Genomic DNA, 26,658 nt, shown 5'->3' with positions numbered 1-26,658 from the left:
GCCCCCGCTGCCACACCGCCCAGGCCCGGGTTCCCACCACTGCCATCACCGCGGCACAGACGGCCAGCCACACCAACGCCCCACCCCAGAACCTCCTTGAGCCGCCGCCCGCCGGATGCGGGCTGGGTCTGATCCTTCAACGCCCCACCAGCACGCCGCCAGCGGCGTCCCGCAGGGCGGGCACCGGGGTGCGGGCCAGCCCCCGCCTGGGGTGCACTCGGGAAGGGGCAACGGCCCGCCGGGCGGGCCGGGCATCTCATTGCACTGTCGGGCCGAGGCGTGGTTGGCTCGGTGCCCCGTACTCCCCGGAGAGACCGTGACCCGACCCACCCCCGCAATGCCCCCGTGGACCGCGCTCACCGTCGGTGCGGTGGCCTGCGTACTCGCCGCCGCTCTCCTGGGCGCCCGCGCCGTGCTGAGTGTCCTGGCCGCCGGGCTGAGCCTGGGAGCCGTCGCCGCCTACGGGACGGCCAGAGTGCGGGCCGGTCTGCCGTGCGCGGCCATCGCCTGGCTGGGAGCCGGGGGTGTCGCGGGCATCCTGAGCTGGGGCCTGGGGGAGGACTACCCGTTCGGCTACGCGCTGGCGGCCCTTCAACTCCTCGTCGGCGGCATACTGCTGCCCGGGCACCTGCGGCGCACGGCCCGACGGGCCGCCGCGAGTGCCCGGGCGGGCCGCAGCGGACGCTAGACCTCCGCCGGAACCTTCTCGGCCGCCGCCTCGGGAGCCTGCTCGCCCTCGCCGCCCGCGGTGACGTCCGCATCGGCGTGCGCGATGTACATCGCGTTCCCTTGCTGGCGCGACTTCTCTGCACGGTTCTTCTTGACGAGGCCCTCCAGGTTGTTGCGCACCGTCTGAATGGTCGTTGCCCGCTTGGGGTGTTCCTGCGCGAGCTGATCGGTGACCTCACGGGCCATGCACGGCTGGCCGGGGGTCTTGAGGAGGATGTCCAGAATGAGCTGCCACAGCGGCGGCCCCGACTTCTCCTCGCCCGCTGCCTTATCCGCCGGCGCCTCCGTGGTGGCGGCCTCCGGCGCCGGAGCCTGATCGGCCACCGACTTCTTCGCGGCGGCCTTCTTCGCCGTCGTCGCCTCCTTGGCCGCCACCTTCTTCGCCGGGGTCTTCTTGGCCGCCACCTTCTTCGCCGGGGTCTTCTTGGCTGCCGACTTCTTCGCGGGTTGCTTGGCCACCTTCACCGACTGGTCCTGCCGCGGCTGGGGAACGGTCGTGGGTGCATCGGTGACAGCAGCGGCCGGTGCGGAGATCTCCGGCTGCTCGGCCTTGGCCGCCGGCGGCTCCTCGGCTACCGCAGCGGCGGCCTCGGACTCGTTCAGGGCGGCCGTCCCGGGCAAACTCCCCTGCGCTTGGCCCAACCAGCTTTCCTCCACCTTGAGTTGTTCAAGGCGCTCCTGGAGACCAGTGATCTGCGTGGTGATGTCGCCCTGCTCCTTGCGGTTGGCCGCGAGGTCATTGGCGTATTGCTGGGCGTACTTGTTCTGGATGGGGGTCTTCTCGGGCTCGTCGGCCACGGCAACGCTCCTTGTACCTGGTTGTTGCTGCCGGATGCTACTCACCGAACCGGTCCGATGGTTGCTCTCTCGTTGATCACCACCCTTGCGGGCACCGTGGAGACCGCTCTCGGCGCGGCCTCCACGACCGCCTGTGAGACGGCGGCGGTAGCGTAGAAGGGGGCGACAGCGAAGGCATCCGGTGACCGATCGATGAGATTCCGTAGTGGTGTCGCGCCCCGAAGGGCGCGAAGGAGACGGCGCTCGCCGAGCCGGAGGCGAACTGTGCTGACTCTCGCTTCGCTGCGCTGGGGTTTCTCACGAGACGTCCGTCAGCCGTCTCACCATGTGCCGAGGAAGGGCCGCGTAGAGCCTGTAGCTGGGGACACCGGAGCAAGAACTTCTCGAGCACGGAAGTGCGAGTCAGCACTACCTCGGCGGGCATCCAGGTGGTCGGCTGCCTTGGCAGCCCAGTGAGTGCAGCGCGGCCTCCCACTCCTGGTCCGACAAGGTGCGCGGGACGTGCGCGGAGGCCACCTGGCCGTGCCCTGACGTCGCCGCGTGTCGCGATCCCGGACGTCCCGTGCCGCGCGACCCGGTGAACAGCCGAAGGGCCTTACCGGCCCGCCCTGCGGAACGAAGAATCCACGTCGCAGCACCCACCACCTCGCGGCGGTGACAGTGGTGTTGACGTTCAGCGGATGGCGGAGAGGCATGGCCATGGGCACAGACAGACGGGGCAGTACGCGGCGATGCGGCGAGCGGGCCGTATGAATGCCCAGCCGTCGATCTCGCGCCGGTCGCGGGCCTTCGCTCAGGAAAAGGCCCAGGTCCTGGCGATCGACGGGATGACAGGGCAACTGCGCTACCTGCCGGACAAGCACGGCGATGAGGAGATGGAACCGGGCGTGACCTGGCGAGAACACCTGGCCAAGGGCATGCTGCTGTGCCCGATACCCGGCTGCGGCCGGTTCGGCAAGGTCGTCGCTGGTGGTGACCGGCGCCATCACTTCGCCCACCCCAAGGGGGGAGGCAGCCACGAACACGGAACCGGCCCGGAGACGCTGTGGCACCTGAGCGCGAAGGACGTCCTGTACCGATGGGTCCAATCCCACCCGCACTTCGCGGACTGGACCCTGCACATCGATGACGCCCCCATCACCCTGCCGGACGGCTGGCGGCGCCCCGACGTGTTGGCCGTATCCCCGGACGGCACGGCCAAGGTGGCCTTCGAGGTCCAGTACTCCGAACTCAAGGGCACCGACTGGATGGCCCGCCACTCCTTCTACCGCGAGGCCGGAGTGATCGACATCTGGCTGTTCGCACACCACGGCCCCCACTGGAAACCCGCAAATGCCCGACAGCGCCGGCGCCGGGAACTCGCCTGGAGCGATCCCGGCTGGGTGGCCACCGTCCAGCTCGGCGGGCTGCGCCAGAAGATGCTGCGTGAGGGAGTGGTCCCGCTGTGGCTCGATCCGACTACTCAGACGGTCGGGACCCCGACGGCCCGCTTCCACCCCGCGCCCGCCCGGCCCGGCGAACACCGCCTGGAATCCACCGCCTACGACCTTCCGCCGAACAAGAGCTTCCCGGCCTGCCACATTGCCGCCGATGCGCTGGAACAGTGCCATGTGAACCTGGATACCCGTGAACTGATCACCCCGTCCCGGCTTGTGCATCATGACGAAACTCAGCGGCTACTGGGCGACGAGCAGGCCAGGAAACACGAGGCGGCGGCCCGGGCCGCCGCCGAGCACGCTGAGTTCGAGAAGCGGGAGGAGGCTGCGCGCAAGAAGAACGAGCAGGAACAGGCTGCCGCCGAGGCCCGGCAGAAGATGCCGCTGACTGAGCAGTACCCGTTTCTGTTTGAGCAGTCCAATCCACCGTTGCCCGCCAAGGTGCCGTGGTGGCAGCGCTGGTGGCGCAGGGCATGACCAGGCCACCGCTCACCTCCTGCCGCGACGGGCCGCTGCGTCCCGCGCCGCAGTGGCCGTGACCTGCGCAATAGGCTCGGTGCTGTCGCCGAACCGCGACGGGGGAGGGAAGCCATGATCAGTGCGAGGGCCTACTGGCACGAGGATGCGGCCTGCCGCAGCGCTGACCCGGACGAGCTGTTCGCGGACAGCACCCGGCAGAACCGGGCCAAGGCGGTCTGTACGGGCTGCCCGGTACGGACCGAGTGCCTGGCGGAAGCGCTCGACAACCGCGTCGAGTTCGGCGTGTGGGGCGGCATGACCGAGCGCGAGCGCCGGGCTCTGCTGCGCCGCAGACCCAACGTCGCCTCCTGGCGGCAGGCCCTGGAGAGCGCCCGTCGCGAGCAGGAACAGCCGCGCACGAGCTGACCGGTCGCTCGGCGGCGCAGATGGTCGACCCCTGCGGCTCGCCGGCCGTGTAGAGCGCCGCTCAACCAGGCGGCGGACTGAGCGAATGCCCAGGTCACACGCACAGGGGTGCGATACGTAAAAAGTAGCTTTCCGTGATGTATGGTCAGCCACGCTATACGAGAAGTATAGCGACAGGACGTTTTGAGGCCATCAGCCCGGGAGGGGTCATGCCCGAGGACACGCATCCGGCTAAGGGTGCGCCCCACGAGCCACCCACAGTCGAGGAACTCGAGGACTGGGTCCGCGACAACATCAAGGCAGTTCTTGCAGTGACGGATGAGACCTTCACTGACATCGGCACGGTCCTGGACCTGTCGGTCGCTGTGGTCGGTCGTCGCCAGCGCGGGGTCACCCCATGGTCGGTGGCCGAGCTCGGGCGACTGGCCAGGCACTGGCGCATCGAGGCATCTCTGATGTTCTCCCGGCGGACCGCTGACGTTCTCGCCGCATTGCCCCCCAAGCGGATCGTGCAGCTGCGCGCTCCCAAGGGCCTGACCGCGACCACCAGGACCAAGACCCCGGTCGCGGCATGACATGGAAGCGGCCCGGGACCGTAGTCCCGGGCCACCAGAAGGTCTCGCGCTCTCCCTCGCTAAAGGCCGCGCGGGGCCTTCCCGAACTAGCCGTGATGCTGTGCTCCGCCTGCATCACCCCGGCCCAGGTTCCCCCGGGCGCGTCCTCCACTGTACTGGGGAGGCGTCGCCTGCGGAATGTCGGCGTACGGGGCGAGAGGGTGGAGCAGCACGCAACACGGCGGAAAAAGGACACTGTGCTGGCCAGAACCGAATCCCCCCACCCCGGGGGCCCCGGCCGCGCCTCCCCCCGCCACATCGCCCGCTGGTGCGCCGAGCAGGGCTGGTACGTCCACCCGCTCGCCCCGGGCCTGAAGATCCCGCCGGCGAGCTGCCTGTCCTGTCGCGAGACCATCGCCAAGCGACCCAACCCTCGCTACATCCAGCACGAGATCGAGGAGTGCCGGTGCATCGAAGCGGGCCGCCACTGCCACGGTGTGCGGGCCGCCACCACGGACCTGGCCCTGATCGACCAGTGGTGGGGTGAGAACCCTGAGTACGGGATCGGCGTCGCCGCCGGGCCCTCCAACCTGCTGATCCTCGATCTCGACATGCACCAGTCGACGCCGCCGGAGGCGGAGAAGATCTTGCCGGGCCTTTCCCTGCCCGACGACCTCGACCCTGCCACGATCTGCTCCGGGCTCGCCGTACTCGACCTGCTGTGCTCACTGCGCCGGGCTCCGCGGCTGACCGAGTCGCCCGAGACGTTCAGCGTCCGTACCCCCTCCGGCGGCCTCCACTTGTGGTACGCCGTTGAGGACGGCAGCCAGTGGCGCATGGACAGCCGCGGGCATCTGGGCTGGCAGGTCGACATCCGAGCCGACCGCTCCTACGCGGTCGCCCCCGGCACCTGTACCCGCGACGGCCTCTATGTGCCCGAGGGACCCTGCCGCAAGCCTGCGCCGCTGCCGCGCTGGCTCGCCAACGACCTCGCGCGGGCCGGGCTCAAGCACCGTGCCCCCCTGCGCCGGCCGCTCGCCCCCTGAACCTCCCGGACTTCGCGGCCGGACGCGGTTACGTCGCCGCCGCCGTACGAAAGGAACTCGAAGCCGTCGCCGCATGCCGCAGCGGCCGCAACGACCAGCTCAACCAGAGCGCGTTCAGCCTCGGACAACTGGTCGGGGCCGGACTGGTGAACCGCGACGACGTGCACCAGGCCCTCACCGAGGCGGCCCAGGCCGCCGGCGTGGACCCGAGCGAGACCAAAGCCCAGTCCACGATCCGCCGGGCTCTCGAGGCCGGCTCCCGGGTGCCGCGACGGATCGGGGCCCCGACGTGAGCGAGATGACCACCCAGCGCACCGTGCCTGCCCCCAGCCCCGAACGCGAGGGACACCAGCGCTCCGAGCCCGCCGCCTACCCCAGTGCCGCCCAGACCGCGGCCTCGCTGACCGCGCACCTGCCGCAGAGAGAGGAACGCGAATCCGACACCGGCCGCCCCCGGCAGGCCGACATCCTGCGGACGATCGGCGAGACCGGATTCCGCTTCGTCCGCAGCGATCAGACCATCTACGCCGTACAGATCGACGGCGGCCCCATCGCCCGGCCCATCCGCTCCAAGGGCGGGGGCGGAGGCACCGGATCCCTGCGCCAGTGCCTGATCCGCGAGTACGTCCAGAGCACCGGACGCACCCCCGCCCAAGGCAGCATCGCTGACGCGATCGCCGCGCTGGAGGCGATGGCGATGGACAGCGAGACCCAGGACGTACACCTGCGGGTCGCAGCCGACCAGGTCGACCGGTGGACGACCTGGCTCGACCTGGGCCGCAGTGACGGACTCTCGGTGTGCATCGAACGCGGCAGCTGGGCAGTGCTCATTCCCCAGCACGGCGAGGGCCCGCTGTGGCGGCGCAGCCGTCTGGTACACGAGCTGCCCGTACCCGAACGGTCTTCCGCCGGCTGGCAGCACGGAGTCGAACTGCTGCGCCGAATCCTGCCGGTGAGCACTGACTCCTACCCGATGGTCGTCGCCTGGTGCCTGGCAGCGCTGCGCCCGGACATGCCGCGCCCGCTCGCCGGGATCCTGGGCGAGCAGGGCACGGGCAAGAGCACCCTGTGCCGGATGATGGTGCGCCTGGTCGACGGCACCAAGGCCCACTTGCGGTCCGTGCCCAAGAGCGAGGACGACCTCGCGGTGACCACAGCGGCCGGGTGGTGTCTGGCGCTGGACAACCTCTCGGGCATGCCGGGCTGGCTCAGCGACTTCCTCTCGCGCACGGTCACCGGAGACGCCCTGACCAAGCGAGAACTGTACTCCGACGATGACGTGGTGATCCTGATCTACCAGCGTCCGGTGCTGCTGACCAGCATCGAAATCGGCGTCCTGCAGGGCGACTTGGCCGAGCGGATGCTTCCCATCCAGCTCGAACCCATCACCGGGAAGAACCGGCGCACCGAGCGCCGTCTGTGGGAGGCGTACAACGAATCCCACCCCGAGATCCTCGGAGGGCTGCTCGACCTGGCCGCCCTGGTGTGGGCCAAGATCCCGGAGGCTGCCGACAAGCTCGCTGAGCGCCCGCGCATGGCCGACTGGGCCGAGATGCTCTGGGCACTGGACGAGGTCACCGGCTGGCACACCCTGGACACCTACACCGGTGCACAGGAGGACCTCGTCGACGACGTCATCGAAGGCGACCCGGTGGCCACCTCCGTCCTGCGCTGGGCCACCAGCCAGCTCTCGCCCTGGACATGGGAAGGCCAGGCGGCCCAACTCCTCACCGAGCTTAAGGTGCCGCCCAACACCGACAAGGAGAAAGACTGGCCCAGGACCCCGGCCGTCCTGTCCGCCCGCCTGCAACGCGCAGCCCCCGCGCTGCGCCGCCGCGGGGTCGACGTCCGCAAGTTGCCGCGTACCAAGAGCGGCCGTCCCCTGCAGATCTCCACCGGGCCGGGCACGATGAACGGCTGACTCGTGCTGGGGTCCCGCGCCGTGGTGCGCGGGACCCCAGCACGGCCGCGGCCTGTGTCCTGCGCCGCGGCGCCGCGGCCAGGCAGGGTGAGGCATGCCGCCAGGTATGTCCTGCTGCGAGTGGGCATGCTGCCGACGTGACGAAGCGACAGCAGCCTGACCGCGTGTGTGTGCTGCCCGGTGAAACCGCATCTTCGAGGTAGCCGACTACCTCGAAGATGCGGTCGGCCTGCTCTGCCGAGCCGCCGAGGTTGCCGAGAGGTGAGGCGGATCGGTACGTCCTGCCCCACCTCACCTACCGCATCACGGAGCGCGCACTCGGCCGTATCAAGCACGAGACGCCGAGGAGGGCACCGCCGAGGTCGTAGAGCTGGTCGAAGGGTTCGGCCAGTGCTTCTCGCCTTCCCGCACCGTCACGGTCTTCGCCACCGACTTCGAGCGCGTGCTGACGGTCCTCACCCTCGACATCCCGGCCGGACGGGACATCGCCACGGCCTTCGCCCTGGAGCACATGCCGGGCTTCGACTTCGACGCCTCCTACAAGCAGCTGCTCGCGGTATGGCAGGCCGCCGGCGTCATGCCCTGAGGGCACGCAGGGAAGGCCGGGCCCGGGGCGTGAACCCTCCTCTCCCGGTCATTCGCACCGGCGCCGGGGGCGGTCGGTGGTGACGCACTCCGGGTGCGGTGACGCACCGGGTGACGCACTCGGTGACGCACTTACGCCGCCTCGAATCTCCTCTGACCTGTGCTTTCCTCCACCCATCCGCGAGTGGTGACGTGGGTGACGCACTTTTCACCTATCTCTCTGTGGGAGAAAAAAGAGACGAAAGGGGTGTAGAGAGATACCGGGAAAGTGCGTCACCCGCGTCACCGATCCTCGCTGCGGCAACAAAACGGCAGCTCAGGTGGGGTGCGGTGGGATCAGGGTGCGTCACCGAGTGCGTCACCTGCTCGTCACCCCGGCCACCGAGTGCGTCACCACCCCGGCGCAGCGGTGGAAGGGCCGTCGGCCGAGCCCGCCTCGACCCCGGCCAGCAAACGCCGGAGCGGTCTGGCCCCGGCCCTCCGCGAACTCCACACCTCAACTCCCCCTCTCCTGATGCCTTTTCTACCCCAGCTCGCCGAGCTGAAAGCGTGTGTGCCACGGCTCGGCGCTCCCTGAGATCGCGCCCGCACCCGCCGCTCACCTGCGGATGTCCTGGGCGGTCATGTCATCGCGCAGGCGAAGGTAGCGGACCGGATGGCGGTAGCGGCCTGCGTCCACGGCGGTGTCGGCAACGATCTCGGCAACGAACTCGGGCACGACGGGCTGGAAGACCAGCGGGTCGGAGGTGTGCCATCCGGCGGAGAACCGCCTGCCGTGCCAGGGATGATTCCGCCCGGCAGGACGCAGGACGCCGCCCAGCTCGGAGGAGGCGGCACGGTGCAGCGGTGAGGTGCGGCCGATCATGCGCAGACGGCCCCCGGCGTCGAACCGGCCCAGCAACAGGCTCGTGGGGAAGCGGAGGGTACCGGTCACGGCGCCGATGACCGCCTCGGTCGTTGTGCGGGCCCGCAGCTTGTCCCAGCCGCGCACGCCAGGCCGGTACCGGGACGCCGGATCCTTGATCATGATCCCTTCGACCCCGACCGCCCCCCAGGCCGAATCCAGCCAGGTACGGGCGACCTCGGCGTCGGTGGTCTGCGGGCACAACGTCCACGGTGCAGACAGTCTGTGGATGGCGAACAGCTCCTCCAGCGCCGCCCGGCGCCGGTGCAAGGGCTCCTGAAGCAAAACGGCCCCCTCGATCTCCAGGAGATCGAACACCACCAGATGTGCCGGCTGCTGCGCGGCCGCCCGCTCCGCCGAGGCTCCCCGGCGGCGGGAGCGCTGCTGAAGCGCCGCGAAGTCCAGCCGCCCGTCACCGCTCACGACGAGCTCGGCGTCCAGGACCGCTTCGACACCGAGCCCCGCCGCTGCCCGGGCCAGCTCCGGGAACGCCCCCGCCAAGGCGGCGCCCCGCCTGGACTGCAGGAACGGCATCGGCCGGGCGAAGACGACGACCCGGAATCCGTCGGTCTTCTGCTCGAACACGGCCTGGCGCCCGCCCGTGGGCAGCGCGCTCACGGATCGGGCCAGCATCGGCTCCAGAGGAGGGGACAAGCGCACCCCTCCACCCCTACGCCATCAGGGCCCGGGCCGCCTGGCGGGACGCCCGGCCGGAAATCGCAACGCTGCCTCCCGCCGGGCGGAACGGCCCGCACCAGCTGCCCCCCGGCCCCTCCGCCGTGCCGACACTGACTGCGACCAGGTCCGCCACGCGGATCGAGGAGAGGGGGAGCGCCGTGGAGGATATCGAGGCCGAGGACATCGCGGCCATGCGTGAGGAGGGCGACCTGCCGGCCTTCATGCGCCTACGGATCCGCCCGGCCCGCACTCCCGTCCAGGTCGTGGCGCTGTGGCAACGCTTCCCCGCGCCCGCCGGTCACATGATCGGCGCCTGGCCCTCCGCCACACCGCTGGACGGTGCACGTCGGCGGGCCCGGGGCGAAGCGGCTCTCTGCGACTGCCCCCGCTGCCGGGCACTCGGAGCCCCCTGCGAGGCCGACCCCTGCCGCTGCCCGCTGTGCGGCGCTCCCCGAGGAGCGGCCGCGTAGCGAGGCGAAAAGGCGGCCCGCGCCGGGCCTACTCCAGCCCGGCGTACGCGATGCTCAAGATCGTGATCGTCCGGGTCTGGTCGCCGATCAGCAGCACCACGGCGAGGTCGCCCGCGGCCCACAACCGCATCACACCGTCATCGACATCCCCGTACGGGAATGTGGCCGCCCGGGGGTCGCTGACCGAGTCGAGAAGGAACTGCGCGACCTTCGCCCGCGCCTTGTCCGGAAGATCCCGGTACACCCCGTGAAGGGTGGAGTCCATGTAGAGCCGGTACATGAATCAGGCGGCCTGGCTCTCCGTGATCAGACCGGTGACGTCGCTGTACTCGGGGGGCAGATCCCCGCCGTGCTCGTGCTGGTAGAGGTGCAGCTCAAGGCCGCGCTCGACACCAGCCTCAAGGCTCTCGATGACCTTGACCCATCGCTCGCCAAGCTCCGGGAGCTCACCGATCGGGGTCAGGTTGAACTGCTTCCAGAACTCCTGGCGCATGTCCGCTACGGGCAGGGCATGGGCGATGGAGTCCGGGGTCCACCCGTCGCTACCCAACATCACAACCGCCTCTACGTCGTCTCCTCCCCTCAGGGTAGCGGTCCGCCGCCGTCGGGCGGGAGACAACCGGCATGACGCCCCGGATCCACGCAGGCAGCACCGCTCGCTGCCTGCGCGCCCTGTGCCGGGACCCGGGCCCGAAAGCAAATCCCGCCAGGCGGGAGCGCCGGGCAGGACACCGACGCACGTGACGGGACAGGCCCCGTCCGCGCTGCCATCCATGCCGGCGCACCTGCTTGGCTCGCACAAGACCACGCCGGCGGCCCGAGCCCCGGGCGGTCCCGCCGCCAAGGAGGACTGGATGAACCGCCCGCGCCCCGGCCCCCGGACAACGTCCGACACCAGCTGGACAGCGCCAGTCCCGGGGAACAGCGGCGGTCTGCACGGCCGCCGCGGTTTCCACCACGACCACTGATCACGCGAAGGGGAGGGGCACACATGGAGCCCAGCGTGCTGAATCACCCGCGGATCGCGGAGATCGTCGACACCCTCGTCTCCGCCGGGGGAGGGCGCGTCACCTACGACACCGGCGGCGGCGGACGGGAAATGCTTATCGCCGCCGGGGCTCAGCTGGCGGCCGAGACCCGCGCCCCGCTGACGATTGTGGAGGCCCGGGTCCTGCACTCCGAAACCCGGGCCTTCGTGCGCGAGCTGCAGCCCGACATCCGCTGCGCGGTCATCTCCGCTGCCGAGGCGGCCCTCCAGCCGGCCGGCAGCATCAACGGCGTCCTGGCCGTACACGCCGACGTCCTGCGCGACGTGGACGTCCGCCAGCCGCTGCTCGCGATGGCGCACAGCGCCGACAACCTCATCGTGGCGCGCCACGACTACAGCGACACCACGCTCGATGCCCTCGCCACTCCCGGGCTCGTTGTCAGGCTTCGCGACCTGACGCCTCCCGCTCACCGCCCGGACCCGGTCGCGGTGCGCTGGGCGCCCCCCGACATGGAGGAGCGAAAGCTGAATTTCGAGCTCATCGCGCTGTCCGAGCACGACGTGGCGAGCTTCGAGGGGTGGACGTGGACTGAGGCGATGCAGAACGTGGACCCTGACGAGGTCAGGAGCCGCCTCGCGCAGATGCGGGAGAAGCACGTGGGGCTTAGAGAGCTGATGCGCCAGCAGCCCCCGGACTCCTGCCCCGCCCCCCGCCTCCGGGATGCCCGCGAGCACGGGCCGGAGCAGTCCGCCGCACACCAACAGCAGGACACGCAGCGCCCGGGCCTCACCTGACAACTCCAGTAGGGGACCGTTTCCCGCGGTGGCCGCGCCCTCTGGACCCTCGTACGGCGACGGACACGGCACGGATTCACCGTCCGCCACTCCCGATGACAACGCGGAAAGGTGCCCACATGAACGAGGCCTTCAACGCTGAGGCCGCACAGCTCGTCGACTCGCTGGTGGCCTCCGGCGGGGGCCTCGTCTCCTACGAACTCGGAGCCCCTGGCCGGGAGATCGCCCTCGCGGCAGGTGTGCAACTGGCATCAGAGAGCGGCAGATCGCTGACGGTGGTCGACTTCCGCCACATGCTTCCCCAGATCCGCGTCACCGTCGCCGAGCTGGCCCCGGACCTGCCCTGCACCCTCCTTCCGCTCGGAGAGGCGATCGAACACCCGGAGCGTTTCACCGGCGGCATCCTGGTCCTCCACAGCGGCCTCCTGAACGACGCCGACACCCGCAAGGCCCTCCTCGCACTGGCCGGGACAGCCGACAGCGTTATCGTGGCCGCCCTCGCCGACGTCGACCAATCCGTGCTCAACTCTCTTCCCGGCCCCCGCTTCGTGGCGAGCGCCCCCGAGCTGATGCAGCGGCCTGGCCGCGTCGATCGCACGCCGGGCATCGACCTGCACTTCGAGGCTGTTGCGAACGTGGATCCGCTCGCCGGGCTGAAGGAGCGCAAGGAGCGATTGATCAGGCAGATCAGGCAGGGAGCACCGGGCGGGAGGGGCCAGTACCTGGAGGAGGTCCCCGAGACGGTCAGCTTCGAGGAGTTCGAGGAGCTCGCCGAGGCGATGCAGAACGCGGTCCTCGGCCAACACAGGCAGAACACCGGGGGGGCCGAGGAACAGCAGCGGCAACGGGCCGCAGAGCGGGCAAGCGCCGCCCTGCCTTCCAGCCTCCAGGAGCAGGACGGGGCCGTGCCCAGGCATGACGCCCTTGACGCCGGTCTGCCCGAACCAGGCTTCATGGGCCGCGGGGACGAGCACCGAATCGACGCCGGGGCCTGGGAAGGCGACATCGCCGCCTCCAAGGAGCGGTTCGTCGACCAGCTCAGCCAGGGACCGCAGGGCGACGGGTCCGAACTCGCAGAACTGCTGAGCAACGTGGACCCCGATGAACTGCAAGAGCGGATCGCGCAGTTGGCCCAGCAGCAGAGGCAGCGCGCTGAGGATCACCCTGCCCCCGGCTTCCCGCAGGAGACCACCCGCCAGCACACCCAGGAGCAGTCCGCCGCACACCACCACCACCACCAGCAGCAGCGCCAGAGCCCCGGTCTCACATAGAAGCCCGGCCGTCCCCCACCGCGGCTGGGCCGCCGCCCGCGCGCGGGCCATAGAGTGCAGCCCAGATGCGGTGCACGGCGAACAAGCGGTGCACGGCGAACAAAGGGGGGGGCAGGGTGGATACGGCCCGGTGGATGCCGTGGCGGCGCCCCCTCACGACGGCTGCCCGCACGATCGCCTCCTGGGACCCGGCCGTCCGCCTGCAGTCTCGCGCGCACCTGCTGTGGCTCGCCCAGCAGCTCACCGAAGCCCGCACCACAGCCCACAGCGCCCGGGGCCGCCCGCACTCGCTGCTGGCTGTTCTCGACCTCACCCTTGCGCCCCAGCTGTACGCCGACCACATGCCTGCCGGTGCACAGCAGCTCACCGACGCCCTGCGCGCCGCCCGCCGCACCGCCGGGCACCTGGCCGCCGCAACGCCCCGCGCTGCCCGGCGCACGCTCACCCACCTGACCGACGACCTCATACAGGCAGAGGTACTCCTCGAGCACGCCTGCAACGACGTGCGGGGCGCCGACCTGAGAACAGCGGACCTCACATACCTCTACCTCGGCGGACTGCGCTGGAATTCCGCCACCCAGTGGCCCGCACCGTGGCGCGACCAGATCCGTGCCGACTCCGATCCCGTGGACGGCGGCCACCAGGTCCGGGACGGCTGAACCACCCCGCACAGCGTCAGGCGCGGCCCTCGACTACTCCGTCCCGGCACCGGGCAGGACGCGGATATGGCGCTGCGGTACGGCAACGGCCGCCGTGCCGCCAGCGGAAGCCGGCTCGTACGGCGTCCACAACGGAGCATCCCGGTAGGGGTGGTTCTGGTCCCAGCGGGGCGCACCGGCCAGCGCTACCACCCGGCTCAGCGGAATCCGGACCGCGTGGTGCTCTCCGCCTGGCTTGAGCGCCAGCATCCCGTCACCGACCTCGTCGAGACTGCCGTACAGGCTCGCCCACACCCCGTCACCGTCCGTGGGCCCGCACCACATGTCCAGGCGCAGAACCTGCCAGCGCAGCCAGCGCCGAAGTTCCTTGAGGAACGCGGTCTGCTCGCTCCCGCCCGGGATCCAGCAGCCGTGGCCGTCGGCGAGGGAGGACGCGATCCGCGAGGCCCGCTCGCCGTCGTCGCCGGGCTCATGCCGGTAGCTCGACGCGGCGCGGGCGCGGCGCTGCTCCTCGACCGGCTCCGGCACGGCGTCCGGGGCGCTGTCGGCGTCCGTGGGCAGCACGGGGAAGGCGGTGCGCAGCAGCGTGAGAGCTGCCGCCGTATCGGTTCGGCGGCGGCCGGTGACGGGCCCGGCGGCCACGAACCGGGGCGGGTTGTGCCGGTCCTGGACTGCGGCCTGCTCCCTCTCCAGCTTGGCGACGATGTGCCCGGGCGCGGCGATGACCGCTGAGTAGGACGGCCCGGCGGCATCCCCGGCCCCGCTGAAGTAGCCGGTGCGCCGGTAGCCGAAGGGCACCAGCGGGCCGATCACCGGGGAGGCGGCGAGATAGGCGACGGGCGTGTCCCGGGTGTTGGTGAGCGGCCAGTCGTGGACGAGTAGCAGCCGCGGCCCTGTGTGGGCCGAGTCGGCCTCGAACTCCGTCTCCATCCGCGCACACGCCTCGGCGACCGCGCGCGGCCACCACACCGCCAGCTCGGCATCCGCCCAGGCCGAGGGGCTGTCGTACCCGCCGCCCTCGGTCTGCGGCGCCGGGAGACGGGCCACGTCCACGACGCGCGCCCCGGCCAGCTCCCGGGACACAGTGTCCTGCACCAGCTCGGCGGTCCGGGCGGCGTCCAGGCCGCGCGAACGGGCCGCCAGCCACACCCCGCTCACCAGCTGCCACACCTCGACCTCCGGCTCCAACTCGTACTGCCGTGCGCGCCGGGCGGACTTCCCCGCGACCGCGGCCGTCACCTCGTCCAGCACCCGCCGCTCCTGGCTGCCGGCCGTGCGGCGCACCGCATCGCGGGCGCCGTTGTAGGCGTCCACCTCCGGGCAGTCGGCCGCGTACCCGGTCAGGAACTCGGCGAACCCGGCGGCCAGTTCCTTGCGGGCCGCGGCCAGCGTCCGGGCGTCCTTGGCGAGCTTGCGGTCGGTACGCGCCTGCTTGAGCCAGGCCTCGAACTGCTCCTCGTCACGGGGCTGTTGCTGGGCGGTGTAGCGGGCGTAGCCGAGCCAGGTGCGCGCCGCCCGGTCCCCGCAGGCGCGCTGCAGGGCCGCCGCCTTCTCGGCGGTGAACGCGGCGGCCCGCCACAGGGCATCCGGCGCGCCGGGCAGGGTGACGGAGCACTTCTTGCAGATCTCGCCGAAGACCTCGAACAAGGGATAGGTGGCCGCGTCTGCCGCGGGCCGGGCGTAGCGGCAGCCGTCGTAGGAGTAGCGGCGCAGATCGGAGTGGGGGACGTGGTACTTCCCGCTGCCTCCGCCGGTCAAGGCGATGCGGATCGCGGCGAGCGCGGGCAGCTGAATGCCCAGAGCAGAGAAGCCCTGGGCGGAGATCGCCGAAAGGGACCGGGTCATGGATCAGCCCTCGTGTCCGGCAGCAGAGGCGAAAGGGCGCAGCCGCAGGAGCGACATACGCCGCCACGACGATACAGGGCAGCAATCGCACCGCGTGACGCGATCGCCGGCACCCAGGGGGTCTGGGGGAGAAGACGGGCGAACCCGGGTACTGGCTGCGTCGGCAACGCAGGCGCAGCCGGCCCGGGCCAGTCGGGCGCGCGCGAACTGGACGGTACGGACGCGGCGCAGCCCGGCCTACAGCCCCTACCGGCGAAGGCTGCCGCTACGGCAAAGCCGTCCCAGCGGTACGGGGGCATCCACTGGGACGGCTTCCTCCAGCGTACGCACCGATGCCCGCCGCGCGGCCGAATATGGAGAACGTGTCCGGATGCGGGTGCCCCGTTTTCTTCGCCGCTCGTGAACTTGCAGGTCCTGCCGGTGAGGCTGAGCCGGTCACACCGGGCCCATCTCCAACGGCTCGATGGCCATCGCCCGGTTGGCGCGCACCAGAGCGTCCAGGCCACCTGCCTTCAAGGCGGGGCGGACCAAGCACTCGACGGCCACCTTGGCGAGCTGCGGCACGCGTACCGAGGTGCCGACCAGCTGGCGGACCCGCTGGTAGGCCAGGGCCCTCTCGTGCTCGGTGTCGCCCCCGCGCACGACAGCCATCAGGTCCGCGGCCTTCGCCAGACGGCGGGAAACCTCGGGCTCGAGATACGACGTGCCCAGGCGCCGCGCGTGAGCGCGGGCGATACGCCAGGACACCTCCAGCTCGGCCACCGCCGCGTGGTACGCAGCAGCCAGATCCTCGCCCGCGCCGTGGCGCACGGCGATGCGGGCATCGTCGGTGTCGATCCTCGCCCGGTCGAACCGCTCGGTCTCACTGATGGACGGATCGTTCAGCGCGGGACACTCCAGCGCCGACAGGAAGTCCACGAGATGCTCACCGAACTCCTCAAGCACCGCATCGTGCCGTGCCACAACGGACTCGATGCGCTCCTGCACCGCTCTCTCAGCCTGCTGAGCCTTCCTGTGGCGGGCCTGCCGGCGGCGCCACGCACGGACACTCACCGCGAGGACGACCCCGACCACCACGGCGGCGGCGAGTCCGCCGACCACGAGCCCGATGGCCCGCCATGGTATGGACACCGACGACTGCCGGTCCGCACCACCGTCCGCGTCGGGCAGCCGCGCCTGGACGACCACGGTGACCACGGTCACGAGGACCGCGCCCACCCAGTGGGCCACGGCACGCTGCCAGGCCTCGCGCCCCTCATACGTTGAGGACGACCGCGCGCACGCTCTCAGCGTGCTCAGCGCGGCGACCAGCAGCGTCATCGTCGCCAAGAGCGAGAGAAGAACGGGGATCGTACGGCTCACCGGGGCTGACCTCCTACGGGCACCTGGCCCTACGGCCTGGACGACGAGGGCGGCCCCTCGCCCCCGCAGCCTGTGGCACATCCCGCCCCACCTGTCCCCGATGGCGCTCCGCATCCCGCCCGGCGGAACGCGACAGAAGGTGCTCCGCGTACGCGGTCCGCCGGGCGGGACGCCGGGTCCTCACGGCGTTCACCAGTACCCGGGTGCCGAAAACTGCCAGCACCGAGCGGGCTTGAGGACAACCGGGGGCAGCGCATGGCAGCGGACGATCTGCTGGTGGTCGGGCTCGACCTGGACACCGGGCGGGAAGTCCACATCGAGGACCGCCCGATGGACCAGTGGCGCACGCTGGGCTACCGCCACCGAGAGAGCCTGGTGTGCGCGGCGTGCTTCCACGGCCTGGACGGGACGGTGCCCGGCACACACGTTCCGCTGATTCCGAAAGGGAAGATCGGCGGTGCCCGGCGCCACCACTTCGCACATCCGCCGCACATGGCCCCGCCCGGCGGCCACCGCCCCGAGACCCTCTGGCACCTGGAGGCCAAGGCCCAGCTCGAACGGTGGGCGCGCTCACTGCCGGGCGTCGTCCAGGTCCGTCAGGAACAGTGGACCCCTGGCCGCGAGCGCCGCGCCGACGTCGATGTCCAGCTCGCCGACAAAAACCGGATCGCTCTGGAGGCCCAGAGCGGCCTGATCACCGACCAGTTGTGGCAGCACCGCCATCGGGACTACGCCGAAGCCGGCATCCGCGACCTCTGGTTCATGCGCCCGGGCACGGCACTGCCCCACGTCCTGCTCGCCGAGCAGACCCCGGTGTGCTTCCTCGACCTGTCCGACCGCGCGGTCCGCGTCGTGTGGGGCCGGCCCCACACACGCTCCGGCCGCTGGTGGGAGAGCGAGGACCCGGCCGTCTACGCCCTGCACCACCCGCCGTGCCCAGGAGATGATCTCCACGAGGAGACCGTCGACTTGGCCGAACTCGGCCTGAGTGCCGCGGGGTTGATTCTGCCGGAGAGCCTCATGCGCCGCCTTGCCGACGAACGCCGCAGGGCGCGTCGCGAGGCCGACGACCGCAGGAGTGCCGAAGAGCAGCAGCGCCGCCGTCTGGCCGCGCAGGCGGCCAGCAGCCCGGACACCGCCCCGCTCTCGTCCATCGGACCGGCCCCCCGGCCACGCCCCGCCGTCGCGCCGCGCACCGTCCGGCCGCGCTGCGCGGTGTGCGGCGGTCGCCTCGCCGACGTCCTGGCCTCCTACGGCGCGCATGTCTCGATCCGCACCGGCGACGGCTGGATGGACTGCCTCGACCGGCCGTGCACCCCCCAACGTCCGCAGCCGATCCCCGACACGCCCGCACACGACGCCCCCGCCGCGTCCTGGCCGCACGCCGCCTGAACCTGGGAGTTTCCATGCACACCACACTGATCCGGCTCAGTGCGCCCGCCGCGCCCGTTCCGCACGCCCCCGCGCCGCGGGGGCCCGGCGAACTGCGCGCCGCCCGCCGCGGGCACCGGCCCTTCACGCAGCGCAGGGCGCTGCCCGACCGCGCAGAGCGGTGATGCAGACGATGAGCTGGATACGGGACCGGTTCTGGAGCCACTTCGTCGTCTGCTGGGTGCTGACGACCGCCGTCCTCACGCGGTGGGGAAGCGGGCCGGATCTAGGTCTCCACGCCATCCCCCTGGCCGTGATCGCAAGCTGGGCCTGGACACTGCACTGCGTTCGTGACCGCCGCGTCCAGGTGGCCGACGGCTTCCGGGCCCAGCACCACACCTGGAACAGCCTCCTGCGCTCCCACCCCCCACACGATCCCAGCCCCCTCTACCGCGAGTTCGTACAGCGGATGAGCCATGCCGAGCAGCACCTGCGCGCCGTGGCCCGCCAATACCGCCTGCAGCGCCTGAGTATCGCGTTCACCGACGGCTGGCACCCCGACGGCGATGGAAACGACGCCGCCTCCATCAGCGACGGGCGCCGGAGTCACTTGTGGCTGGGCAGCAACTGGTTCGGGCCCGAGGAGACCGTCCACCTGCCAGTCGTCCTTGAGCACGAACTCGGCCACATCCTGCGCCGTGACAACCAGCGCGCGACCGTACTCCAGGCCGTCGGGGTGCTCCTGGTGGTCATGGCGACCGCGTGGCTTCCCCTGCCCGTCGCCGTCCTGACCGCAGCAGCACTCCGGCTGCTGTACATCGGGTGGTCGTGGCGCAGCGAGCTCGCCTGCGACGCACGCGCGGCACGTGCCTGCGGCCGCGACTCCGTGATCCTCCTGTGGAGGCGCAACACCGAGCTGCTGCGCACTCTCCCGCGGCCCACGCGCCTGTGGCACAGCCTACGTTCGGCCTCCACCCATCCCCCGGTCCGGCTGCGCATCTGGTGGGCCCAGCACCTCAGCGCACCCGCCGCCCCTAAGCCCCACCCCCTCGCCGCGCTGCCCGATACCCACGACAGGATCCGGCCCCTCGCCGCCTGAGCGTGACGCCCGGCCGATCCCGTGCGACGGCCCAGGAACACAAGGCGTCGGCCCACCCTTCCCGGACGGCGGGAGCTGCGCAGTACGCGCCGTCCACGGCCGAGGAAGGCTGCGCACACTGCCCGGCACGATCGACACAGAAGGGCCCGCTCATGCCGGTGATCAGCGTCATCACGCCCGTCCATCCCGCCGCCGCTGGATTCGTCGACGAGACCTACCACTGCCTCGCCGGTCAAAGGCTGCCTGCCGGCTGGTCCTTGCAGTGGCTGGTGCAGGCCGATGGCCCCGTCGACCTGAAACACCTGCCGGACGAGCCGTGGATCTCCACCGGCACCGGACGCCCCGGCGGTGCCGCACGGGCACGGACTCTCGCCCTGGCCCGGGCCAGGGGAGTGCTGCTGCGTCAGCTCGACGCCGACGACCTGCTTCCCGACCCGCTCACCCTGGCACGCGACATCCACACCCTGATCGACAATCCGACCATCGCCTGGGTCGTCTCACCCTGCTTGGATCTCCGCGCGGACGGCTCCACCGCCCTGGGCCCCTACGACCCCGCTCCCGGTCTCCTTCCGCCGCGCACACTGCTCGACGGGCTGCTCGCCGAGCGACTTCCGGTCATGGGGACCACGATCACCCTTTACACCGAACTGGCCCGCGCACTGGGCGCCTGGCCCGCCCTGCCCTATGGCCAGGACGTCGCCCTCAGCCTCAACGCGGAAGCGGTGTCCGCCGGCTGGATGCAGGAGCAGCCGGGCGAGCTCTACCGCCAGCACCCCGGCCAGGCGACCCTGTTCCGCCCGGCCGGGGAACGCCGGATCGCCCGCAAGGTGCTGGCGGACCAGGCACAAGCCCTGCACCGAACCGACTGGGCCTACCGCCCCCCGGCCGAGGTCCTCCGCGAAGGTCCGGGCCACCCGAAGGCCCCACCGCTCGCCAGTTGACCACCGAACCAGCGGGGCCACCCAGGTAGGCCCGGACCTGCCCGTCGGTAAGCAACGCGCGGACTAAGAGCGCGTCTTCGGAAGTGACCGGTCGCCGGTCGGCACGCAGCTCGGCGGGCCAGACGCTGTCCAGGGCGACGTCGACGGAGTCCATGGGGCTCAGCGTGGCAGCCGGCCGGCCCACGGGCACCCGATTCGGCCCCGGCCCTGATCGACTCGCACCGGGCGTCGGAGCATGGCCGGCGCCCGGTCGTGAGTCAGTGCTTCGGCTGTGGGTCGATGTAGTCGAATCCCTGGGACGCTCCGATGCGCATGACCAGGGACCTTGCGGCGGCCTGGGGGTGCTGGGCGATCCACGCGCACACTGAGGGCGGCAGGTCAGCGGTGTTCTCCGGGTTGTCGGGCAGCGTCGAGTGGCAGACGGTCCACCCCTCGTCGTACGACCCGTCCGGCCGCAGCCCGAGAAGTTCACGGCGCCGCTCATCGCTGAGCCCGGCAGGGTTGCTGCGGCGCCCGATGCACGTAGTGCACTTGCCGCTCATGACGCGTGTCTTCCCGGTCTCCGGGTCGAAGACGGACGGGGCCGCAGTATCCGAGGGGCCAGCTTGTACCGGCCGGGCAGGAGGCGCTGGTCGCGGCGCGTGGTTGGCCGGATCCTGACAGAAGTTGCGCATGCTGATCAGATCGTTCCCAGGGGTGGCCATCGCCTTCTCCTCATCCGTACACGTCGGCCCGGATTCTGTCAGATCGCCGGGAGAGCGGACCGCTCAACGGCCTGACCCGCACGCCGCGTGGGGCCCTGTCAGGCCAGGGTGTCGTGCCAGCGGCGGGAACCGTCGGCCAGGTCGTCCAGAGCGGCGCGCAGCTCGGTGGGCAGCGGCTCGGTGCTGTCAACGGCACGGCGCAGCGCCGCGATGAGCTCGGCGGCCGCAGAGCGCGGGTAGAGGTCGATCACGGCGAACATGCGGACGTGCAGAGCACGATCGAGCTCGGCCACATCCTGCTCTTCCCCGACGCGCGCCGCCTCCAGCTCTTCGGGGTAGGCGCCGTGCCGCAGCAGCCCGGGCAACGGACGGCCGACAGCGGTGCACGCGCGTCGGACGAGGCGATGCCCACGCACCACGACGGCAACGGCCACCAGACCGGCCCACGGGCTGAACAGCCACCCCCGGAAAGCGGCGCTCCCGCTCAACGCCCAGTCGGCAGCTACCACCACCGCCACGAGTACACCCGCGGCGAGGACGGGCACCGCCGCAACCCGCCGGATCCTGCGACGCCACGGCTGCGCGGCCGGCGCGCTGCCGACGACGGCCACGGGCGCGTGTGCCGTGTGATCCATGCTTGCTCGCCCCTCCCTTGTGGTTCGTCGATGGTAGGCCAGCCGCACCGTGGGTGTCGGCCGTGAACAGCGGCGTTGGCTCTCCGCAGGGCAGCTGCGACCGCAGACGGCAGGGCCGGCTCCGCGCTCGGAGCGAACCCCAGGCGGCCGATGTCAACTCCGCGCACTTGATGGCCCTCTGCGGGTACGTCAGATTCGGCCCGGGGCGGTCATCGCGTCGGGCAGGATGGCGTTATGTCCCTGAAGACCAGTCCTGCACGATGTCTGCGCTGCGGAGATCCCCACACCGAAGGCGACGGCGGATGGAACGCCGACTGGCGCCAGGGCCGGGGCCACGGGCTGGTGTGCCCCACCTGCCAGACGCCCGAGGAAGCCGCCGAGGCGTCGGTGAAGACCGCCTACCTCGACTACGACAACGCGGCCGTCGGCAGCGACGGAGCAGCGCGCGTGGCCCCCTTCGGCGGATGGCACAGCGTCCAGGCTGCCCACCACCCCGTGGTCGACAACCCCGCTATCCATCTCGCGGTGACGGCGGAGAAGAGCCGCCTGCTCATCGCGGTCGCCGCCCACAGCGACGCCGCACTGCAGAGAGTCTTCGCCGACGGACCGTGCAGCACCGTGGCCCGCGAGGCACTCGACAAGGCCGGAGCCGTTCCGCGCGACCGGCGGATTGCGGTCCGGCCGCTCGACGGCTGGCCCCACGACAGCGTGATGGTCGCGGAAGACCATGCACTGGCCGCGGACGGCGAGGACCGCGGCGAGCTGGTCCTGGGCTTTGCCCGCGAGATGAATCCTCACCTTCTGGACGCGTTCGCGCCCTGGGCCGCCGACGCCATGCGCCGGCACATGAACACGGTCCCGGAGCGGGGGCCCGCCGCCCTGGAGAGCATCACCGCCTCGGCGCTGCCCGCTCCCCGCCTCGGGCGCCCCCCGGCGGCACCCGACGAGGGCTTGGTCGTCGGCGGACCCGCCTGGCAGCGCTTCTGGTTCGGACCCGCCAGCCAGGGCACCGCGCCCGCCACGGACTTCGACTTCACCACCGCGCTGAAGCAGTTCCGCTCCCGGGTGATGAACGACAGCGGCGCCGCGCAAGTCCTCGCCCAGGAGCATGGCCTGCACTGGGAAGATCTCCCGGCCGACCAGCAAGAGCCGATGCACATCCCCGGCCGGGCATCGGCAGATCCCGGTCTGGACGTGGCAGCCCTGATGCTGCGCACCCGCACCGAGGACTGGACCTGGGACGGCGCCTACGCCCGCGTCACACCCCACCGGCTCACTGAGGACCTGACCGACCTTCACTCGACGGACGTCAGCGCCCTGCGCTGGGGCCTGGTCGCCCCCAGGGCGTTCACTCCCGACCGCCGGATCAGCCCGCAGAGCAGGTCCACGCACGCGCTGGCCGCCGTGACGACCACCGCGGCCTACCTGGCCGTGGATCACACCCACTTCATCCCCGAATACCTCGCCCTGGACGTAGCCACCACTGCTGCCCTCAGCGCGAACAACCGGGCCGCCCTGCGGCTGCCCGGACCCTGGACGATGGTCCTGCACGAGCCGGTGCCACTGGCCGCCGTCCATGCCGACGACGAGGGACTCGATGCGCTGCTCGGCGGGGACCAGATCCCGCAATCCAGCCACGCCGTCCTGGGCGGCGTCCTGGCCGCGCACCCGGACCACACGATCGACACCACCCTCGGCCTCATCCTGATGACGGCCGTCCACGCCCAGCGCGGCCGCCAGTGGTATCTGCAGCCCGCCGCATACGGGGCCCACGGCGCAGGCCGCCTGCTGTACTCCTACGCCGCCCAACTCGCCTTCGCCAAGTGGCGCAAACCACCGGCACCACCTGCTCAGGAGCGCGGAAAGCCCGGCTCGACGAAGGCCCTCAAGCGCCTGGCCAAGCACCCGGACGCCCGCGCCGGAGCACTGCACCGCATGAACATCCTCGACTACACCCCGCCCCCCGCCGAACCCCGCCCCGAAGCCGACACGGCGAGCGCCCCCGGGACGGGCCTGGAATACGGCACCTGGCGACGAGCCAAATGGACAGAAAGAACACGCATCGGCATCCGGGACGAGAACGACAGACTCGTCGGCCCGGTCTACAAGGACGGCGCCATCGAGGGCGAGACCTACACCCGCGGCTCCGTCTTCCGCCCCCGCACCCGCGTACGCCCCGACCTCCCGCTACGCCCCGACACCCGCACCGTCTACCGGCTGCGCGACACACCCCCAGCAGAAGGTCCCACCGGGAGCGCAACCTCCTGAGGGCCTGTGCTCCCCAGGCGCCGTGCCGGTCACCCGGGCCTCCGCCCCTGCTGCAACAGGGCGATCAGCACGGAGTTGGGACAGCCAGCGTTCTGGTGGAGCGACCACGCCTCGTCCCAGAGGAACACCAGAGGCCTGGCATGAGGGCCCCGCGCGGCCCGGAATCGCTCGATCGGCGCCGGCGCCGGCGCCTCGCCGACCATGTCCGCGCCAGGGAGCGCCTGCGCCGCGACCGGAACCTCCCGTCGGCTATGCGGCACGGCTGCCGTGCACCCGGCCGCCGCGAAAACCCAGCCGCGCGAGCACACCACCCGTCCCGCGCAGCACGGCCACGCCGCGCGACACGGAACGCTCCAGCCACGCCCCAACACCGACACCCTGCCCTTGAACCGTGGGAGCGGCCGGAGAAGAGCCGTTGAGGAGCTGCGCGAGCTGCACCTCGACGACCTCCAGCCGCCGAAAGGCCTGCGCAAGCTCGGACTGCGCGACATCCGGCCCTTCCTCGGACACATACAGAGCCGCGCTGTACGCGTCGGGCCGCACCCGCCCCTCCTGCGTCAGGACGTCCATCGCGGAGCGCACGACCGTGTCGGATACGCGGTACTGCCGGGCGAAGCTCTTCTGGGTCGGCAGCTTCGATCCCACCTCGAACTCGCCCAGGCTGATCCTGTGCCGTATCGCCGCGGCGACCTTCAGATACGCCGAAATCCGGATGTCCGTGACCACGTGAACCCTCCTGTCGATCGCGCGGTCGCAACGCGCCCGCCCGGAATGCCCCTCCACCCAGGTGCGAGCGGGAGGGGCTGGCTCACTGTGTACCGCGCCCCGCCGCCGTTATCCGTCCGCCCGGGGTAGGCGTGCCGCGCTGGTGGACGCCGAGTTCGGTCTGCGTCCCTCCACGCGGGACCGGTCGGCGCCGATCGTGCTCGGCTTCCTCAGGAGAACCTGACCTATCCCAGGAACGAGCGTGAACAGCCAGCCGGAGCAAGAACGCTGGAGCTGCCGGTCCGTCCTGCGCAACCGGAAGTACACCGCTCGCACCGCTTCTCCCGCCAAGCGGGACAGAACTCCTCATCGCCGCAAACGAGCTGCTGAGGCCGCCCACACTTCCGGTGACGGACAGGACCACGTTGCCCGACGGCTCCCCGCCGGGCCCGAGCGGAAAGCCTCCCTTGATCCACCACACCCCGGAAGCTGTCCAAGCGGAGATACAGGAGCGTCTGCGCAAGGCCGAGAACCAGCGCCTAGTCAGAGCTGCGTCCGCAGAGCACCGCCGTCGGCGCCGCGCCGCGCGCGCGGTACGCCCCAGCCGCCTGCGCCGCGCAGTCAGGACCCTGCGGCGGGCGGCCGCCGGGAGCCTTCGCGTCCGGGACAGCAAGCAGGCCTGACCCCGGCGACGGCGTACGACGCGCGCCCGGTGCCCGCCGCCGAGCCCAACACCCCCCACTGCCGGGGCCTCTACCCGCCGCCCTCTGTTCCGGCCTCGCACCACGGGAGGGGCCACCAGAACGCAGCCCGCAGAGCGGGACAGCACCCGCGGCCCCAGCCAGCCGGCCGTCCCAGCCGTGCAGGGTGACAAGGACCGCATCACCAGCGGCGTACTGCCGCGCCCGACCCTTCGGAGACAGCCATTTCCGCCACACGCAAGACCCTCGCCGTCGCTGCCGCCGTCCTGGCGGGCGCCGTCGCCTGCGGCACAGCAGAGAATCTCACCGCCGCGCAGAAGCTCGACAAGGCCGTCGACAAGCTGGGCCAGCAGACCTCCCTCTCGTTCGAGCTCGGGCTGAACACCGACGCCGCCACCCTGAAGACGCTGGATTCCGAGGCCGCGCCGGGCGAAGAGATGCCCGAGCAGGTCGCCGAGCTCCTCGCCGGCGCCCGCATAGCCGTTTCCGTGCAGTCGAAGAAGCCGCTCCAGGACTCCTCCGAGACCGACATCACCGGCATGGCGATGAAGGTCTCCGGCCCGGACGGTGACCTGCTGGAGTACCGACAGGTCGGCGACTGGGCCTACCTGCGAGCCGGTGTGAAGTCGCTGGAGAAGGCATCCGGCAGCCAGCTCCCCTCCGCCGCGGACCTGCCCCCCGCCGCGACCGACCTCAAGCAGGTCTTGGGCGGCGGCTGGGTCAAGATGCCGGCCGACAGCCTCACCAAGAACCCCTCCGGCAAGGAGACTTCCTCTGCGGACCCCGGTGACCGCGCCCGGCAGAAGGTGGTCATCAAGGGGCTGCAGCAGCTGGTTGGCCGCGAGGTCCAGCTCAAGGACACCGGAACCAAGGACGGCGCCGACCACATCACCGCCACGGCCCCCTTCCGGACTCTGCTCACCGGACTCGTCGACGAACTCCGCCCGCTGGCCGCAGACCTCCCCCAGGGCGCCAGGCTGCCGACCGGAAAGGACCTCAAGGACGCCCCGAACAAGAAGATCACCGCCGACTTCGCCATCAGGAACGGCGCCCTCAACGAGATGTCGGTGAACCTCGCCCCGCTGGCGGACACCAAGGACGACAAGTTCGCCCTCGTGCTGCGCCTCGGCAAGGGCGACCAGGCCGCTGCTCCCGGTCAGGCCACCCAGATCGACCCGGACGCCCTGGCCCAGCAGCTCTTCGGCGGTCCCGCGATCCCGGGCCAGAAGGAGCCGGCCCTCTGACCGGCAGTGCCTCTCAGCGCAACAGGCGGACCAACGTGCCGAGACCGGCCGACGGCAGGACTCG

Annotated in this window: 27 protein-coding genes; 18 read left to right on the top strand and 9 right to left on the bottom strand. The window is 71.3% G+C overall.

What is annotated here, in order from left to right; translation table 11 throughout:
* Positions 1-316 precede the first annotated feature (316 nt).
* Positions 317-688: a hypothetical protein gene (locus OG413_RS45350; protein ID WP_266814385.1), complete on the top strand. Its 372-nt coding sequence runs from the start codon at positions 317-319 to the stop codon at positions 686-688.
* On the opposite strand, the gene OG413_RS45345 is transcribed toward OG413_RS45350, so the two are convergent.
* Positions 685-1,527, bottom strand: a complete 843-nt coding sequence (locus OG413_RS45345; RefSeq protein ID WP_266814384.1) for a hypothetical protein — start codon at positions 1,525-1,527, stop codon at positions 685-687. The two genes, OG413_RS45350 and OG413_RS45345, sit on opposite strands and share 4 nt — an antisense overlap.
* Positions 1,528-2,276: 749 nt before the next feature.
* Here OG413_RS45345 and OG413_RS45340 point away from each other — a divergent pair.
* The 7 genes from OG413_RS45340 to OG413_RS45310 all read left to right on the top strand — a co-directional run bounded on the left by OG413_RS45340 (position 2,277) and on the right by OG413_RS45310 (position 7,955).
* Entirely contained in the window at positions 2,277-3,440 is a 1,164-nt protein-coding gene (locus OG413_RS45340) for a competence protein CoiA family protein (protein WP_266814382.1), read from the top strand.
* A 114-nt stretch (positions 3,441-3,554) separates the two neighbouring features.
* Complete coding sequence (locus OG413_RS45335; RefSeq protein WP_266814380.1) at positions 3,555-3,848, top strand: WhiB family transcriptional regulator; 294 nt, start codon at positions 3,555-3,557, stop codon at positions 3,846-3,848.
* A gap of 209 nt (positions 3,849-4,057) precedes the next feature.
* On the top strand, positions 4,058-4,423 hold the full coding sequence (locus tag OG413_RS45330; protein WP_266814962.1) for a helix-turn-helix domain-containing protein: 366 nt from the start codon (positions 4,058-4,060) through the stop codon (positions 4,421-4,423).
* Between the two features lie 236 nt (positions 4,424-4,659).
* Positions 4,660-5,448, top strand: coding sequence for a bifunctional DNA primase/polymerase (locus tag OG413_RS45325; RefSeq protein ID WP_266814377.1), 789 nt, complete (start codon positions 4,660-4,662; stop codon positions 5,446-5,448).
* A 146-nt stretch (positions 5,449-5,594) separates the two neighbouring features.
* A complete protein-coding gene (locus OG413_RS45320; protein WP_266814375.1) occupies positions 5,595-5,741 on the top strand; it encodes a hypothetical protein in 147 nt (48 codons plus the stop codon).
* A 5-nt stretch (positions 5,742-5,746) separates the two neighbouring features.
* A complete protein-coding gene (locus tag OG413_RS45315; RefSeq protein WP_266814976.1) occupies positions 5,747-7,369 on the top strand; it encodes a hypothetical protein in 1,623 nt (540 codons plus the stop codon).
* A 442-nt stretch (positions 7,370-7,811) separates the two neighbouring features.
* Positions 7,812-7,955, top strand: a complete 144-nt coding sequence (locus OG413_RS45310) for a hypothetical protein (RefSeq protein WP_266814373.1) — start codon at positions 7,812-7,814, stop codon at positions 7,953-7,955.
* A gap of 597 nt (positions 7,956-8,552) precedes the next feature.
* Here OG413_RS45310 and OG413_RS45305 read toward each other — a convergent pair.
* Entirely contained in the window at positions 8,553-9,518 is a 966-nt protein-coding gene (locus tag OG413_RS45305) for an ATP-dependent DNA ligase (RefSeq protein WP_266814372.1), read from the bottom strand.
* A 176-nt stretch (positions 9,519-9,694) separates the two neighbouring features.
* Between OG413_RS45305 and OG413_RS45300 the strand changes: the two genes are divergently transcribed.
* On the top strand, positions 9,695-10,006 hold the full coding sequence (locus OG413_RS45300; protein ID WP_266814370.1) for a hypothetical protein: 312 nt from the start codon (positions 9,695-9,697) through the stop codon (positions 10,004-10,006).
* A 28-nt stretch (positions 10,007-10,034) separates the two neighbouring features.
* Here the strand turns inward: OG413_RS45300 and OG413_RS45295 are convergent, their stop codons facing one another.
* Both OG413_RS45295 and OG413_RS45290 read right to left on the bottom strand, forming a co-directional pair.
* Positions 10,035-10,271, bottom strand: a complete 237-nt coding sequence (locus OG413_RS45295) for a hypothetical protein (protein WP_266814368.1) — start codon at positions 10,269-10,271, stop codon at positions 10,035-10,037.
* Positions 10,272-10,289: 18 nt separating this feature from the next.
* Complete coding sequence (locus OG413_RS45290; RefSeq protein WP_266814366.1) at positions 10,290-10,559, bottom strand: hypothetical protein; 270 nt, start codon at positions 10,557-10,559, stop codon at positions 10,290-10,292.
* Between the two features lie 450 nt (positions 10,560-11,009).
* On the opposite strand from OG413_RS45290, the gene OG413_RS45285 reads away from it, so the two are divergent.
* The 3 genes from OG413_RS45285 to OG413_RS45275 all read left to right on the top strand — a co-directional run bounded on the left by OG413_RS45285 (position 11,010) and on the right by OG413_RS45275 (position 13,719).
* The gene (locus tag OG413_RS45285; protein ID WP_266814966.1) at positions 11,010-11,789 is read left to right on the top strand and encodes a hypothetical protein; all 780 of its coding nucleotides are present in this window, start codon (positions 11,010-11,012) and stop codon (positions 11,787-11,789) included.
* Positions 11,790-11,908: 119 nt separating this feature from the next.
* Positions 11,909-13,060 (top strand): hypothetical protein, encoded by a 1,152-nt coding sequence (locus OG413_RS45280; protein ID WP_266814361.1) that lies wholly within the window; start codon positions 11,909-11,911, stop codon positions 13,058-13,060.
* A 116-nt stretch (positions 13,061-13,176) separates the two neighbouring features.
* A complete protein-coding gene (locus tag OG413_RS45275) occupies positions 13,177-13,719 on the top strand; it encodes a hypothetical protein (RefSeq protein ID WP_266814359.1) in 543 nt (180 codons plus the stop codon).
* 33 nt (positions 13,720-13,752) lie between these two features.
* Here OG413_RS45275 and OG413_RS45270 read toward each other — a convergent pair whose 3' ends face one another.
* Both OG413_RS45270 and OG413_RS45265 read right to left on the bottom strand, forming a co-directional pair.
* On the bottom strand, positions 13,753-15,564 hold the full coding sequence (locus OG413_RS45270) for a hypothetical protein (RefSeq protein WP_266814357.1): 1,812 nt from the start codon (positions 15,562-15,564) through the stop codon (positions 13,753-13,755).
* Between the two features lie 435 nt (positions 15,565-15,999).
* Complete coding sequence (locus tag OG413_RS45265) at positions 16,000-16,926, bottom strand: hypothetical protein (RefSeq protein ID WP_266814355.1); 927 nt, start codon at positions 16,924-16,926, stop codon at positions 16,000-16,002.
* A gap of 255 nt (positions 16,927-17,181) precedes the next feature.
* On the opposite strand from OG413_RS45265, the gene OG413_RS45260 reads away from it, so the two are divergent.
* The 4 genes from OG413_RS45260 (at position 17,182) to OG413_RS45245 (ending at position 20,337) form a co-directional block, all read left to right on the top strand.
* A complete protein-coding gene (locus OG413_RS45260) occupies positions 17,182-18,318 on the top strand; it encodes a competence protein CoiA family protein (RefSeq protein ID WP_266814354.1) in 1,137 nt (378 codons plus the stop codon).
* Positions 18,319-18,332: 14 nt separating this feature from the next.
* Entirely contained in the window at positions 18,333-18,482 is a 150-nt protein-coding gene (locus OG413_RS45255; protein WP_266814352.1) for a hypothetical protein, read from the top strand.
* An 8-nt stretch (positions 18,483-18,490) separates the two neighbouring features.
* A complete protein-coding gene (locus OG413_RS45250) occupies positions 18,491-19,396 on the top strand; it encodes a M48 family metalloprotease (protein ID WP_266814350.1) in 906 nt (301 codons plus the stop codon).
* A gap of 152 nt (positions 19,397-19,548) precedes the next feature.
* Complete coding sequence (locus OG413_RS45245; protein WP_266814348.1) at positions 19,549-20,337, top strand: GltA; 789 nt, start codon at positions 19,549-19,551, stop codon at positions 20,335-20,337.
* A gap of 257 nt (positions 20,338-20,594) precedes the next feature.
* Here OG413_RS45245 and OG413_RS45240 read toward each other — a convergent pair whose 3' ends face one another.
* Both OG413_RS45240 and OG413_RS45235 read right to left on the bottom strand, forming a co-directional pair.
* Positions 20,595-20,879: a hypothetical protein gene (locus OG413_RS45240; protein ID WP_266814346.1), complete on the bottom strand. Its 285-nt coding sequence runs from the start codon at positions 20,877-20,879 to the stop codon at positions 20,595-20,597.
* 260 nt (positions 20,880-21,139) lie between these two features.
* Positions 21,140-21,676, bottom strand: coding sequence for a hypothetical protein (locus OG413_RS45235; protein WP_266814344.1), 537 nt, complete (start codon positions 21,674-21,676; stop codon positions 21,140-21,142).
* A gap of 234 nt (positions 21,677-21,910) precedes the next feature.
* On the opposite strand from OG413_RS45235, the gene OG413_RS45230 reads away from it, so the two are divergent.
* The gene (locus OG413_RS45230) at positions 21,911-23,944 is read left to right on the top strand and encodes a hypothetical protein (protein WP_266814342.1); all 2,034 of its coding nucleotides are present in this window, start codon (positions 21,911-21,913) and stop codon (positions 23,942-23,944) included.
* 249 nt (positions 23,945-24,193) lie between these two features.
* Here OG413_RS45230 and OG413_RS45225 read toward each other — a convergent pair whose 3' ends face one another.
* Positions 24,194-24,670, bottom strand: coding sequence for a GntR family transcriptional regulator (locus tag OG413_RS45225; protein WP_266814340.1), 477 nt, complete (start codon positions 24,668-24,670; stop codon positions 24,194-24,196).
* Between the two features lie 1,117 nt (positions 24,671-25,787).
* Here OG413_RS45225 and OG413_RS45220 point away from each other — a divergent pair.
* Complete coding sequence (locus tag OG413_RS45220) at positions 25,788-26,594, top strand: hypothetical protein (RefSeq protein WP_266814338.1); 807 nt, start codon at positions 25,788-25,790, stop codon at positions 26,592-26,594.
* Positions 26,595-26,658: the final 64 nt, after the last annotated feature.

Origin of the sequence: Streptomyces sp. NBC_01433 (assembly GCF_026340105.1) — a bacterium.
Classification (GTDB): Bacteria; Actinomycetota; Actinomycetes; order Streptomycetales; family Streptomycetaceae; genus Streptomyces.
This window is presented reverse-complemented; position numbering and strand designations above follow the sequence as displayed.